Below are 14,132 nucleotides of genomic sequence, written 5' to 3'. Positions count from 1 at the left end.
TTACTTGTATCGCGTCTAGATTACATTTGAATCACTTGTAAGCACTCCTTAATTCATTATTCACAATGTCGATAATAACGAATAACTGAAGTAAATTCAGTGATTAAGTCACATAAAACTTACCGCTTTATCAATCATCCAACCAATTCCCTTGTTCAGATCAAGCGGATGTTCAATCACAATGCTTACCCAGAGCACAAAGCCAATCATCGTGATGATGGCAAAAGTCCACTTCTCTCTCCTATGCATACCCTGATATTTCATGAAGATGAATCCAGCAACTGTAAACGTAATGAACATTCCTAAGAGTCCCATCATGTTGTACGTTCACCCCTTCCTTTACCCAACCATGTAAACACGAGCATGAGAATTGGGAAGCCGATTCCAAATGGCACATAATAAATAAACAAATAATCCTGAATCCACGTCGTATTCTCAGCAATGTTGGAGAACAATAGCGAGTACGCGGAGATCACGCCTATCAACGGAACTGCAACAACTGCGCGGTTGCTAATCTTAAATAATTGGCAAATCGCCGTTACGGCGAAATAATAGATAGCGCTTAATTTTACAAACACAATTAACAGCATATTCATGGAAATAATGGACTCCAGATGTTCAATAAAGCTGGAAAACTCCATTTCACGGAATATTGTATATTTCGGATAGAGTAAATGAGAGGATCTATAGACACCAAGAATACCAATGGCGAAAAAGACAGAAAGTGCAAGTTGCAAGCCTGCAAAAGCCGTTCCGCCTAGAACAGCCGTCTTCAGCTTGGATCGAACTATGGGGAATATCATCATACAAGAAACGGTTTCCAAGAATGGAAAACCAAGTGCATATTTCGTTTCAGCAAGTGTTTTCCAAAAATGAAAATCATATGGGATATGAAAATTACGCCACTCAAATTCATGCAGCATGACCGTATAGGGAAGCCAGAAAGATAAGAACACATAAGGCACGATAAATATGCTGACAAGTGATATCGATCTTATCCCTTTCACGGCCGCATAGGCACATACTATAAGGGTCATAAGATGAAATACGGTTTGAGGCGTCTTTGGCATCATCGTAACATGCATATAATCACTTACGTTTCTCGTTACCCAGGCCGCAATTTGGAGAAAGAAGATAATATAACAGATGGAGATGAAACCTCCTGCATACTTGCCGAACATTTTGCTTGATATTTGTACGAGGGAGAGACCAGGATGCTTACCAGAAATATAAATCCATACGATTCCAACAAGAATACCAAAACACGTACTCCATACATGAACAAGCCATCCATATTGTTTCGCATCTGCGATCGTGGCGTTTGGCAGCATAATAAAAGTTGTCCCCACGACAAGGCATGTCACAATACAAAACATCTGGAATGAGCTTATTGAAGTCTGTTCCAAGATCATTCTCCTATTCATACGGTGTAATGGTATTTCCTAAATGGGTAACTTTTGAATGGATTTCAAACTCAACCTGAATATCTTGCCATCTGTCTCTGCCTTGATCTGTATCTCCGATTCCAAGCAAGTCCCAGTTTTTCTGCCTTGCCAAACTAACGAACTCTTCGCACTTTTTTTCGTATGAACGGTTAAATTCCTGTTCCATTTCCTTAATATTCCTAACAGTTAATTTCTCCTTTTGCTCATTGTTGATAATGCCCATTTTAGTGTTCATTTGAATGCGAAGCCTATCCTTCGTTACCCAATTCCGCTTGACGTGAATTTTACTTAGTTCAACAGCAACATCTTCGCCATTTGCTTTAAACATTTCTTGTTTACGAGACGCATAACCGTTCAAGACATAATACATATTCTTGGTATCATCGTTAATCTTCCCAACCATCTTAGCCTTAATAAAGACGGCTCCTCCATTCATTTTTAAGCTCTGCTTCGTCGCATCGATGTCTTCCAGACGATCGGATTGAGATGCTGAACCATTGCCTACATACTGGACTATGGGCATAATAGTTGGTCGGCTAAAGGGAATACCGGATACAATATCCTTAAACCGTGTCGGCAGCTTGTTTATTCCGAATCTCCTGGCATGCCCATCCAATAGTAAACGAATGTTTCTCCCCGGAACCCGGTCTAACAGGGTGAAGGTACTGATCACTTTCGAGACGGGGTCCTCTGACACGATCGCATACACATTCGTTCGGCGTTCTTTATAGTTCTCCAAATAATTGACCATTGAGAATAAACCTTCTCTAGCCGTCCGTTCTGATACGACATAACATTGAAGATGTGAGGTATACAAATTTCTGGACATGACTGCTCCGGTTTGTTCCAACGTACGCCCCATGCTCGTGGACGCAATCTCATATGTGTAGACGGCTGCTTTGGATGGACCTGATCTCCGCGCTTCAATGCTGGGAGGATTGAGAACCTGGTAGTAAGCATGGAACAATCCGTCCTCCTCACGGTCTATGGCGATCATGTCGACAATAGCCAATTGATTGATTTCTTTCATGTCCCAGCAGCCTGAACAACTTAGTAACACGGGTACAAGAATCAGAAGTTTTTTCAACATACCTTTCACCTTACCTATTCCCCTTGCTCCGATGCCTGCCCATGAATGGCCGATTGATACGGATAAAGGTATCTTTCCAATTGGAAACCTTCAGTGGAGCCAGCGGCGCAAAATACGGTTTGCCTAAAGACCGTAGGGATACCAAATGGATGAGCATGACAAAAACACCACACATGATACCAAAAAAGCCTAAAATACCGGCCAAACACATAAACCCGAATTGAATAAGCCGCTGGGAGATACCAAACCCATAGTTTGGAGAAACGAAATTAGCAATTGCAGTTAACGACACGACAATGACCATTGCAGCTGATACGATCCCCGCTTCTACAGAAGCTTGGCCAAGCACTAATCCGCCAACAATGGAGATCGCTTGTCCGGATATTCTTGGCATGCGCAGTCCTGCTTCCCGAAGAACTTCGAATATAACCATCATGCCGAAAGCTTCCACAACTCCGGGGAACGGAACGCCTTCCCTTTGCGAGGCAAGGTTACTCAACATCGATGAGGGGAGCATTTCCTGATGATAGCAGGCAAGAGATATGTATAAAGAAGGTGTAAACACGGATATAAGAAATGCCAACATACGGAGCCATCGCATTAAGGTCGCAATGTCAGCTCTCTGAAAGTAATCCTCGGGTGTAGAGAAGGACTCAAAAAAAGTAATTGGCCCTGCTAATACATTTGGTGTTCCGTCGGTAATAACGGCAGCTTGCCCCTCGAGCAGTTTGGCAACGATGGCATCCGGCCTCTCGGTTGACAGGAACTGAGGGAAAGGAGTGAGCGTCTTATCCTGGATGAATTCCTCCACATAAGCGCTTTCGAGTATACTATCCGTTTCAATGGCCTTTAGCCTTTTACGAAATTCATCAATTAAGCTAGGGTCGGCGATGCCGCGCATATAGAGCAAGTAAACTGTCGTATTCGTTTCGGTACCGATAATCATGTCTTCAACCACCAATTTATCACTCTTTAACCGTTTACGAATGAGCGACAGATTACGGGAACAATCTTCTACGAACCCTTCACGCGGCCCCCGAACGACAGATTCTGTTTCAGGCTCTGTAACGCTGCGTTGTTCTTGTTTGCGAACATTTAGGGATATCGCTTTTTGTCCAGGCAGAGCTAAGATACATTGCCCTACCAAAATGTCCTTAACGCATGAATCCACTCCACTCAATTCTTCAATATCTGCTTGTTTAAAGGTCGACATTAACCAATGAACAGGGTCTTGTCCTTCCTTCAGAGGGGAATTCGGTGTCAGTATACCTGATATGACCAATTCATCTACCAGCTTTTGATCTGTTATGGAGCACAAATATATACACGTTATTTCGAGTCGATCTAGCAAGTTGTAGGTTTTACAAATAAGATCAGGAGAATTGTTCAATTTTTCTCGAATGATGGCTGCGAAACTTTGTTTTTGCTGATCCATCCAGTGCTCCTCCTTTTTTCCAAAGGTTTCCCTACCTCCATTTCTTTCATTCATTAAAGCCAGTAAATAAAAAAAGAACACTGAGATTAGGTAGTGTTCCTTAGAGAGTTTTGATCCTCTTATGTATATCGGTATTCGTGAAATGAGGCTGCTTGACCATACTTATTTCCCTTATCATCGGTCAAATTCCACACCGTCACTTCTACAATGTGAAATCTCCGTCCAGTACTCGAAATCCGAATTCCCTTGTAATTGTCTATGAAGCCATTAGCACCGACTGCTCTAAGGAATTGCTCCCGTTCCTCCCTTTCCATCGGTTCCGCGGTCAATCTTGAAGGGGTACTCGTAAAAGTTGTCCAGTCCATTTCCCATAGTTTTTGAGCTGCGAGGTTGCCGAAATTGAGCACTGGATCTAGCTCGATCCCGTGAGAAAGGACAATGAATGGCGCATCATACAGCTTTTCAAATTCCTCCCCCTGCATGGGCTCTTTATCTAAAAGCTTCTTCCCAGTTACCCGATTGTAACTCTCTAGGATAATTCTAGCGTGTTCGTTAGTTGCACCAATTCCGTTAAGATTCATGATAATGTTCTTCCTTCTTACTGATAATGCTCGACTATATAATAAGGCTCTTTGATATATCCAGTCTACATTTACCATAATTATATTTAGCACAATATAATTGACAAAAATAATGAATGAGATATATAATCGCAATATACAGATTGCACAATTTAATTTTATAAAATTTGATTTGAGAGGAAAGTGACTTATGTCTATTTATAATTACAATGTTAAAACAGCAAAAGGATCCGTAAAATCAATTGCCGAATACAAGGGTAAAGTGATGTTGATTGTTAATACCGCGAGCAAGTGCGCATTTACTCCGCAGTTCAAAGAGCTTCAAGAGATTTACAAACAATATAAAGACAGTGGTCTTGAAATTCTCGGTTTCCCGTGCAACCAATTTGGTAGTGGTGACAAAGGGAACAATGAGGAAATTCACAGCTTCTGCGAAATTAATTACGGCGTAACCTTTGAGCTTTTCGGAAAAATTGATGTAAATGGACCTAACGCTGATGAGCTCTACAAATTCTTGAAAAAAGAAGCAAGAGGCGTGCTTGGATCTGAGTCTATTAAATGGAATTTCACGAAGTTTCTTGTTGACCGCGATGGACGTGTATTGAAACGTTATGGTTCAACGGACAAACCTTCCGCCATCGCAGAAGATTTGAAAAAGTTGCTGTGAATGGATCACACAGTGTGGGGTCAATTCTAATAAAGCTGTAAATAGAAAAGAGACGCCAACGATTGTTGGCGTCTTCATTTTTTAACGGAATAAATTTGTTATGAGTGATTTGAGGCATGGAAGCAAACAATATCTTAGTCCTGGTCCTCATATCGCTTCGCTATTGCCCTCTAATAATGTGGAAGCACATCTTTCGGTAGCGAAAATCACGAATAAATATACGAGGAGGAAAAATAATGACAACTCTTCATCTATGCTAGACAGCTTGGCGTCACCAATGCACCGTTCTATGTCGATCTAAGTGTAAAATAATAAAAATCGGTTAGTTGCAAGATATGTATATGTAAAAATGAATATCAGGAACTTGTACATTCACCCCCGTCTACATGTAACACCTGACCAGTAACAAAACTGGAATCATCCGATGCTAAGTAAACCCAAGTTGGTGCTAACTCAAACGGCTGTCCAGATCTCTTCATTAAGTTGTTCGTCCCCCACAGGGCTATTTCATCACTGGTCATACTTGCCGGAATCAAAGGTGTCCAAATTCTACCCGGTGCGACGGCATTAACTCGGATACCTTGGGAGATTACACTACTGGCAAGTGCTCTCGTGAAACCTACTATCGCAGATTTACTTGCCGTATAGTCCAGCAATAGCTTTTGGCCGATATAAGCAACGATTGATGTTGTATTAATAATCGTACTCCCTGCTTTCAAGTGAGGAAGTGCTGCTCTTGTTGTATAGATATGAGAATAGACATTCACCGTAAAGATTTCGTTAATTTGCTCATCGGATATATCGGTCAGCGAATTTTGCTGAAACTGGACACCTACATGATTCACAAGAGTGTCTAACTTCCCGTAAAAGGCTATTGTTTTTTCCACGATATCAATGCAATGCTGCTTACTACGCAAGTCACCTGGAAGAAGAAGACAACGTTGCCCTAATTGTTCAACGCGAGCTTTAGTACGATGCGCATCCTCATGCTCATCCAAATAGGAGATCGCTACGTCAGCACCTTCTTTAGCAAAAATAATGGCTACTGCAGCTCCCATACCGCTATCACCGCCAGTGATCAAGGCCACTTTCCCTTTTAATTTCTCACTACCCTTGTAGTGAGGATTTTCAAGGATTGGGCTAGGAACCATGAGCCTTTCTAAGCCTGGTTGGCGAAGCTGTTGTTGCTCTGGAAATGATACCGGAATCTCTTCATATCTCGTTATTTTCCCGTAGCTCGGGTATAGGGGGTATGGATCTATTTTTTTATTCAGCTCAAACCATTTTTGCAAGTCACGCATTTCGTTCTCAACATTGTCATTACTCAAAGCTGACATCCCTCCTCCGTCTGCAATTTTACAATAGTCTATGCTTCCTAGGTAAGAACGATGCTTCTCTTGAACTTAGATGAATCATTTTGGCCAACATCAAATAGAATGTATCACATCACACATCCCTAGAAAAAGGAGGAGTACCACAATGAAGTTTATTTTCAGTCCCCAAATAAATGTCTTACTCATTAACCATTCAAATGAAAAACTCACGATGGAATACTTGAATTCCTCGTGGTCAATGCCTGTCATTTCAATTAGACCGCCATACTATACGAATCCCCGTTATGAGCCGGCGTATGCTATCATTTAAGAGGAATTGGTAAACACGTTCTTTTGAGCTTTTTTAGTATCGCGTTTTCTTACCCTAAATAAATCTCGATCGTAACATCGACTTTGAAACCCATTGCAAGATAAATTCCTTCCCCCATCTTGCTCGATTGCAGCACGGCAAGCCTGCCTCCTGCAGCTTGCCCTTCACGCAAGGCATGAACGGTCAAAGCACTACCTAGACCTCTTCGCCGGTATGCCTCTATCGTAGCCACGTTATAGATGCCTATCGTCTCACCGACATGAACCGCGGTCACTGCAGCGACTGGCTGACCGTCTAAGATGCCGATGTAATGACGATAAGCGGGATTCTCTCCTAAAGCGACAGCTTCACTAATCTGTCCGAAAACCTTACCTGCCTCCCCATTCACTTCAAACACAGAAGGCACAATATTTCGAAACCACCCCATCTCCGAGGGAGTTAGGATAGGTTTAATTACGAAACCGGGTATCACTTTCTTCTCATAATTCCAATTCCTTAATTTAAGTGACATTCCCGACATTTCATCCACTTTATGAAGCCCCTTTGCTCGCAGGACATGTCCCAGTTCATCAACATTTGCTTCATGAGACCAAGTTAGCCAAGTGAAAGGAGTCTTACGTGCTATGTAATCATTAGCGATCCTTCCTATTTCATCCATACCGGCCTCAGACAGAGCTCCATGGTAGGTAATCACTCGATTAAACAGAGGATGTGCTAGATTGCTTTCGTATCGGATCATTTGAGGCGTTCGTTCCATAACAATATGGGGACTGACACGGCTCATTTCTTCCATAGCGTAAATGAAGTTTCTTTTGATCTGCTCTTGTTCGTAGTTATTTGACATGATTAGCCTCCTTTTCAATCAATGATTAAAAATAGCCGCTCCTTCCTAAAATTCTTATAAAATAAATTCAATAGTAACAAGTTTAGAGTAAACAAACCGTAACTTAGTCACAAAACATGCCAAAGAGCATCCTGCAAGCCCAGATATGGCAAGGATGATTTTAGGATTATCGGCACTAATCCTGTCGTGTGCTATATTTTTTTATATTTCTTGAATCATCATTTCCAGGCGTTCTTCAAGCTGTTCGATAGTCATTGCTCCTCCACCAAACCCAATTAAGTCATCGCCTCTCTGCAAAAGTAATGTAGGGTAACTTTGAATACCAATCTGATGAACTTTTGTAAAGTCAGCATTGGCATCTCTAATAGACGCCTCTCCCTCAAACCGTTCCAGAACTGCCTCTGGGTCTAGATGATGCGATACAGCAATTTCTCGGTATGTTACAGGGTCACTGAGGCTTTTACCTTCATAATAAAATGCGTGCTGCATAGATGAAGCCAGATAGTAGGCACGTTCTGGTGCAAAGACTTGCAATGCAGAAAAACCTTTAGCAGCTGCATCGGAATCCATTACAAATGTACCTTCTTCCAACAACTTTTGGTATGCTGTTCCAAACTCTGCGCCAGTAAGCTGCGCGATTCTGTTATTTGCTCCTGAAATGTGAGGAAATGCACCGATTGACTGCTTACGATCACCAACAAACAGACCGCCAGACAAAATTTTAAAGGGTATTTCAGGATGGTTCTCGTGAAAGGCACGTAGGCTTTCTGAGAATGCGTAACACCAGCCACAATAAGCATCCCATACATAAATAAGAGTAAGTTCTTTGTTTTCCATTGTATTATCTCCTCTATTGGCATTCCTCTATATTTTCCATGCTATTTCACGTATTTTAATATTTCCTTCAACTTCAAAGTCCGTGGACACCAAGAATTTTAGTAATTTCATCTAAAAATGCTATCTCTCCACAGCTCCTCCAGATATTCAACAACATGTAACAATATTTGTTACATGTAATTATATTAGTTACAACCCATTCGAATGTCAATAGGATAATAAATCAAACGGTTTTTTGTAGCAATGATGTGCCGGTACAAGGGGCGTTCAGTATGTTGTTTCGTTTATATCAATTAAAATATCTCTAGACTCCTCCACACCCCACGTGGTATCTTATTGGTATTACATTGATTCAAAATGGTATCACCCAGAATGGTGGTTTAATCACATGGAGAAGTCTCCGCTTATTAAAGAAAGACTGATCGAACAGCTTCGAGAGCAAATTCAATCTTTACAGAAGGATCAACTCGTCAAGATCCCATCAGAACGCGATTTGGCCGAGAACTTCGACGCCAGCCGGGTCAGTGTAAGGGCAGCGATCAAGACTTTGGTACAGGAGGGCTTACTCGTTCAATTGCGGGGTAAAGGAACCTATATCGTTCCCGCTGTCCTCTTAGACACGCTTTATGTCATGTGTTCGCCTGATATCAAAGCGAATGATCCCTACTACACCAACTTTCTTGTTGAAATTACGAATCTATCTGCCAAACAAGCGATCAAAATCTCCATGGTGCATCCTGATCAGTCCAGCGCAGCTTCACTTCCGAGTCCACTTATTCTAATCGGGCAAATGGATGATGCACAGCTGGATCAGCTCCAATTAGCGTCTGGACAGCTTTTCTCTATTCAGCGCTACGCCCACCGTGAGGATATTATCCAGATTTATTTCGATGATTATCGGATCGGCAGCAAAGCGGCCAAAACACTGTACGATGCAGGACATCGCTCGTTCACCCTGCTTGCAGGCCCAGACAAATACGATTCCTCTCGTCTTCGTAAGCAAGGCTTTCTAGCCTATTGCCAACAGCACGACACGCCCGTACAAGTCATTACGGAGAAAATGAATTGGGAAGGCGGCCGCCGTGCAGCGGACCAACTGCTTACAGCCGATCTGCCGAATGCCATCTTCGCCGTCAATGATTGGATGGCCGCAGGTTGCATGCAGGGCCTTCGCGAGAATGGCCGCTCGATTCCGGCCGATGTATCCATCATTGGCTGTGATGATATTCCACTGGCTGCTCAAATATCGCCAAGATTGACGACATTTAGCTTGGATGCCAAGCATCTCGTCGAGGAACTGCTTTCTGCCATTCATCACCATCGCGCACAGGCGTCTGACGCTAAGGAACAAATCATACTTTCGGCCGCTTTCATCAGTCGGGAGTCGGTTTCTAATATGAATCACTAAGGAGTAGATACTTTTCATGGCTAAGTTGACTATTCATGCGGATTCCCCCCTACACACGATTAATCGAAATATTTATGGTCATTTCTCTGAACATCTTGGACGTTGTATCTATGAGGGTATTTGGGTTGGACACGACTCCCCCATTCCTAACACAGAAGGCATGCGCAACGATGTGCTTGAAGCTCTCAAAAAACTGCAAATTCCTGTGCTTCGCTGGCCAGGCGGCTGTTTTGCAGATGAATATCACTGGAAAGACGGTGTAGGACCAGCAGAGAAACGCAAACGAATGATCAATACGCACTGGGGTGGTGTTCTGGAGAATAACCATTTCGGCACGCATGAGTTTCTTCGTTTATGTGAATTGATTGGGGCTGAACCTTATATCAGCGGCAATGTTGGAAGCGGTACCGTAGCTGAAATGTCGGAGTGGGTGGAGTATATGACCTTCGACGGTGAGTCACCTATGGCGAACTGGCGTCAAGAAAATGGCCGCGACAAGCCATGGAAGCTCACTTATTTTGGCGTGGGGAACGAGAATTGGGGCTGCGGCGGAGATATGCGTCCTGAATACTATGCCGATTTGTATCGTAGATACGCTTGCTATGTAAGGAACTATGGGGATAATAAGATTTTCAAAATCGCTTGCGGCGCCAATAGTGCTGACTACAACTGGACCGAAGTCTTGATGCGTGAAGCAACCAAATATATGGATGGCATCAGCCTTCATTACTATACACTCCCGACTGGCGTCTGGAAGGACAAAGGATCCGCAACGGATTTTAATGAACAAGATTGGTTTAACACGCTAGAGAAAACCTTATACATGGACGAACTCATTACCCGTCATTCTGCCATTATGGATACCTATGATCCTGACAAAAGAGTCGCCTTAATCGTCGATGAATGGGGCACTTGGTACAATGTAGAGCCTGGCACGAATCCTGGCTTCCTGTTCCAGCAAAATACCATTCGCGACGCGCTAGTCGCTGGTATTAATTTAAACCTTTTTCATCACCATAGTGATCGCGTGCGCATGGCCAATATTGCACAGGTCGTCAATGTGCTGCAAGCCGTCATCCTTACCGAGGGTGCTGACATGCTGCTTACTCCGACTTATCATGTATTCGACATGTACAAGGTACATCAAGATGCGAGCTATATTGCTACGGAAGCCGTGAGCCCCTCTTATGAAATGGATGGCAAGCAAATCGATCAACTTAGCGCATCGGCTTCATTAAATGCTGATAATCAATTACATATTTCGCTTTGTAATTTGCACCATGCCGATTCACTGGAAGTCCAGTGTGACTTGAAGGGACGCCAGGCCAGCACAATCTCTGGGTTGATCATCAGCTCAGATACGATGTTAGCGCATAACACATTTGAAGAGCCAGATTGTGTGACATCACAAGCTTTTGCCGATTATCGGATCGAAAATGACGTCCTTCTCGTGACCCTTCCTGCCCACTCCGTGGTTACGCTTTGTCTAAAATAGAGGTGTTCCGACATGGATAACTTAGCCAGAACTACACCAGATGTTGGGTCAGATTGCAAAGGATGCTCTGCCTCTGTTCACGTGACGCCCGAAGAAATTGCCAAGCTTTTCGGTGAGACGCTGCGTGTACGCAACCTAAAGCTGACAACGGAAACTGAGTATGAGCGGCGCATCGCGGTCTGCACAAGTTGCAGCGACTATCAATACGGCACAACTTGCCGCCACTGCGGCTGCTTAATGGATATTAAAGCCAAACTTAGCAGCGCCCGCTGCCCTTCCCCACATGGGAGCAAGTGGTAGGCTGCTAGTAACGCAATAAGAAATACGGCTGCTCCGTCATCGGGAAGTGAGAATTTAAAAAAGATACGAATATACACCTTTTTCCATTAGAAAAGTCGAATTCAATAGCAAAGATGCAATTATACATCTTTTTCCACCATATTTGCCGTTTTTACGGCGTATCGGTAAAAAAGGATGTATATTCGCAGCAATTCCTCGATAAACGCTCTATTCTCCTTAAAAAGATGTATTTTTGCAGTTCTCTACTCATAGCGAGATGCTGAATTGGAACCAAAATAGAGGTAAGTGCCGCTTTCCCCAAAACCCAAAACATATAAATTCTTATATGTATAAAAAGATCACTTTCCCTGTAGAGGGATGGTGATCTTTTTTACTTTTTAATACGGCCTTACAATTTACTTACGCTTCTCTTCCTAACTGCGACTATACAGCAACGGATTCAGCTCAGAAGCAGCTAGCTCCCCTGGCTGTTGCCCAGGAAACCACCTTTTCAAATCACTCTCACGCGCTTTACTATCCGGCTCAGCAATCGGCAATCCATCGGCATAATAAATAATGGTCATTACTTTGCGCATGGTATCCGTTGGGTTACCAGGCGCGCTATGCAGCGTCCAACCCGCGTGGAACGTAGCATCTCCGGCAGCCATAGCACCATGAGAGATGGTTTCGAAGCCTTTCCCCTCGATATACCCCGCCAATGTACGGTGTGACTCATCTGAGATCACCATCTTGTTAATGTAGCCCATAAGATGAGATTTCGAAGCAAATGTCATCGACCCTACAGCCTCTGAAACGGGGACAAGTGGCATCCACATCGTTATCGTCTTATCCGTATCCAGCGGCCAATAAATTTGATCCTGATGCCAAGGGGTATGACCGCCATGCGGTTCTTTGAACAAAGCCTGATCGTGATACATCCGCACGCCATCAACACCCATGAGATCCGCAGCAATTTTGGCAAAGCGTTTGGCAAAGGCGAAGCGGCGAATTTCTTCACTTCTCTCCCATAAATTCGAAATCTGGATGAATGCCTTCCCATACGTATCACGCTGATCAAGCGGTTTATCTTGGTTATTCAACGTTTTCACCAGATCAGAAATAATCGGTTCATACACATGGATTTCAGCCTCACTGGCTACACCACGCAGCGCAATATGACCGTCTCGTTGATACCTCATCTTCTGTTCTTGCGACAACGTATAACCATCTTCCATCAAGGGTAATTCATTCACTCCGTTAGCTTCCAGACTGCTCATCCTCATGCACCTCGACTTGTCTATTTATAGCTTTATTATAGGACTACCTCGTCAAAGTATCTTTGTCAAACCTGGTTATTGATTTGTCAAAAACAACTGGATTTCAACCATCATCCTACACTAAAATAAGAGTAAAGTACGCGCATTTGCTGTCTCGCAACGCCATTCGAATTTTAAATGAAAGGAGGCTCTATCCTATTGCCAAATGGATTGGATTCCCCGCCGATTGTCCCTTATATTCGAGAATGTGACTTTGCCGTACGCAAACCATGGAACTATCCCGAGCGTAGACTCCTCGACTATTTATTGGTATACATCCAAGAAGGTACCTGTCGTTTCTCGGTTGATCATCAGACCTATCTGTTTCACGCTGGGCAATTCTGCCTCGTGCAGCCAGGCAGTCTGCTTTCGCTAGAGGGACTCACGAACACAGTCACGCCTTTTCTTCATTTTGATGTCGCCTATAATCCTGCACGAGAAGACAGCTTTCCCACACGACCAGGGCAAATTGATCTCACCGCCTACAACCATCTCCTGCAGCCAACCCTGCAAGACCTGTTCAAGCTGCGAGTTCCTGTACAGATTCAGCCGCTGAATCCCGTTCTACTCAAAGAGAAACTGTTGCAAACCATTGAGCTTGTTCATGTGGCTAATCCGCTTACCCAGCTCCGAATACAGCAGCTCATGATCGATATCATTCTCGCTATGCTAGAGCCCTATCAGCAAGATGTTCCCTCCATAGCGCCAAGCCTAAACTGGATCACTTCTTATTTTTCCAATCATTTAAGTGATCCCCTATCCGTTCAAGATATGGCTAGTCGTGCCAATTTATCCATCTCACGGTTCGGCTTCCTCTTCAAGCAGCGTTATGGGACTTCCCCGCACCAGTACTTATTGCAGATGCGCATCCACCATGCCAAAGAATTACTTACGAATACCGAACTCAGTCACGAATCCATTTCGGATTATTGTGGCTTTGCGGATTTACATCATTTTTCTAAAATATTCAAACAACGCACAGGCACGACGCCCGGCGAGCATCGCAAAACAACGAAAAATCCCTCCAACCGATAACACTATCGGAAGAAGGGATTTTTGATGTCATTAACTATTTCCCAGGCAATAAGATG

The 14,132-nt window shown here is 43.4% G+C and carries 14 protein-coding genes; 5 read left to right on the top strand and 9 right to left on the bottom strand.

Annotated elements, in window-relative coordinates:
* Nucleotides 1-108: 108 nt before the first annotated feature.
* The 5 genes from AC58QT_RS19670 to AC58QT_RS19650 all read right to left on the bottom strand — a co-directional run bounded on the left by AC58QT_RS19670 (nt 109) and on the right by AC58QT_RS19650 (nt 4,551).
* On the bottom strand, nt 109-318 hold the full coding sequence (locus AC58QT_RS19670; RefSeq protein WP_497410484.1) for a hypothetical protein: 210 nt from the start codon (nt 316-318) through the stop codon (nt 109-111).
* Nucleotides 315-1,406 (bottom strand): GerAB/ArcD/ProY family transporter, encoded by a 1,092-nt coding sequence (locus AC58QT_RS19665; RefSeq protein WP_497410483.1) that lies wholly within the window; start codon nt 1,404-1,406, stop codon nt 315-317. Before AC58QT_RS19665 ends, AC58QT_RS19670 begins: the two co-directional genes overlap by 4 nt.
* 10 nt (nt 1,407-1,416) lie before the next feature.
* A complete protein-coding gene (locus tag AC58QT_RS19660; protein WP_497410482.1) occupies nt 1,417-2,535 on the bottom strand; it encodes a Ger(x)C family spore germination protein in 1,119 nt (372 codons plus the stop codon).
* 10 nt (nt 2,536-2,545) lie between these two features.
* Nucleotides 2,546-3,970 carry a spore germination protein gene (locus tag AC58QT_RS19655; RefSeq protein ID WP_497410481.1) on the bottom strand — a complete coding sequence of 475 codons (1,425 nt, stop codon included), beginning with the start codon at nt 3,968-3,970 and terminating at the stop codon, nt 2,546-2,548.
* Nucleotides 3,971-4,089: 119 nt separating this feature from the next.
* A complete protein-coding gene (locus AC58QT_RS19650) occupies nt 4,090-4,551 on the bottom strand; it encodes an MEKHLA domain-containing protein (protein ID WP_497410480.1) in 462 nt (153 codons plus the stop codon).
* A 190-nt stretch (nt 4,552-4,741) separates the two neighbouring features.
* Here AC58QT_RS19650 and AC58QT_RS19645 point away from each other — a divergent pair, with 190 nt between their 5' ends.
* Entirely contained in the window at nt 4,742-5,218 is a 477-nt protein-coding gene (locus tag AC58QT_RS19645) for a glutathione peroxidase (RefSeq protein WP_497410479.1), read from the top strand.
* A 356-nt stretch (nt 5,219-5,574) separates the two neighbouring features.
* Here the strand turns inward: AC58QT_RS19645 and AC58QT_RS19640 are convergent, their stop codons facing one another.
* The 3 genes from AC58QT_RS19640 to AC58QT_RS19630 form a co-directional block, all read right to left on the bottom strand.
* Entirely contained in the window at nt 5,575-6,555 is a 981-nt protein-coding gene (locus tag AC58QT_RS19640; RefSeq protein ID WP_497410478.1) for an SDR family oxidoreductase, read from the bottom strand.
* Between the two features lie 356 nt (nt 6,556-6,911).
* On the bottom strand, nt 6,912-7,706 hold the full coding sequence (locus AC58QT_RS19635; protein WP_497410477.1) for a GNAT family N-acetyltransferase: 795 nt from the start codon (nt 7,704-7,706) through the stop codon (nt 6,912-6,914).
* Between the two features lie 201 nt (nt 7,707-7,907).
* Entirely contained in the window at nt 7,908-8,543 is a 636-nt protein-coding gene (locus AC58QT_RS19630) for a DsbA family protein (RefSeq protein WP_497410476.1), read from the bottom strand.
* A gap of 388 nt (nt 8,544-8,931) precedes the next feature.
* Between AC58QT_RS19630 and AC58QT_RS19625 the strand changes: the two genes are divergently transcribed.
* The 3 genes from AC58QT_RS19625 to AC58QT_RS19615 are packed head-to-tail and all read left to right on the top strand — an operon-like array spanning nt 8,932 to nt 11,746.
* Nucleotides 8,932-9,951, top strand: coding sequence for a GntR family transcriptional regulator (locus AC58QT_RS19625; RefSeq protein ID WP_497410475.1), 1,020 nt, complete (start codon nt 8,932-8,934; stop codon nt 9,949-9,951).
* A 16-nt stretch (nt 9,952-9,967) separates the two neighbouring features.
* On the top strand, nt 9,968-11,446 hold the full coding sequence (locus tag AC58QT_RS19620) for an alpha-N-arabinofuranosidase (protein ID WP_497410474.1): 1,479 nt from the start codon (nt 9,968-9,970) through the stop codon (nt 11,444-11,446).
* A 12-nt stretch (nt 11,447-11,458) separates the two neighbouring features.
* Nucleotides 11,459-11,746 carry a DUF6171 family protein gene (locus AC58QT_RS19615; RefSeq protein WP_497410473.1) on the top strand — a complete coding sequence of 96 codons (288 nt, stop codon included), beginning with the start codon at nt 11,459-11,461 and terminating at the stop codon, nt 11,744-11,746.
* A 413-nt stretch (nt 11,747-12,159) separates the two neighbouring features.
* Here the strand turns inward: AC58QT_RS19615 and AC58QT_RS19610 are convergent, their stop codons facing one another.
* Nucleotides 12,160-13,002, bottom strand: coding sequence for a phytanoyl-CoA dioxygenase family protein (locus AC58QT_RS19610; protein WP_497410472.1), 843 nt, complete (start codon nt 13,000-13,002; stop codon nt 12,160-12,162).
* A gap of 198 nt (nt 13,003-13,200) precedes the next feature.
* Between AC58QT_RS19610 and AC58QT_RS19605 the strand changes: the two genes are divergently transcribed.
* Entirely contained in the window at nt 13,201-14,076 is an 876-nt protein-coding gene (locus tag AC58QT_RS19605) for a helix-turn-helix domain-containing protein (protein ID WP_497410471.1), read from the top strand.
* Nucleotides 14,077-14,132 lie beyond the last annotated feature (56 nt).

The sequence above is a fragment of the Paenibacillus sp. J31R109 genome (assembly GCF_059692055.1).
Note: the sequence above shows the minus strand (reverse complement) of the source record. Positions and strands in the feature narration are given on the sequence as shown.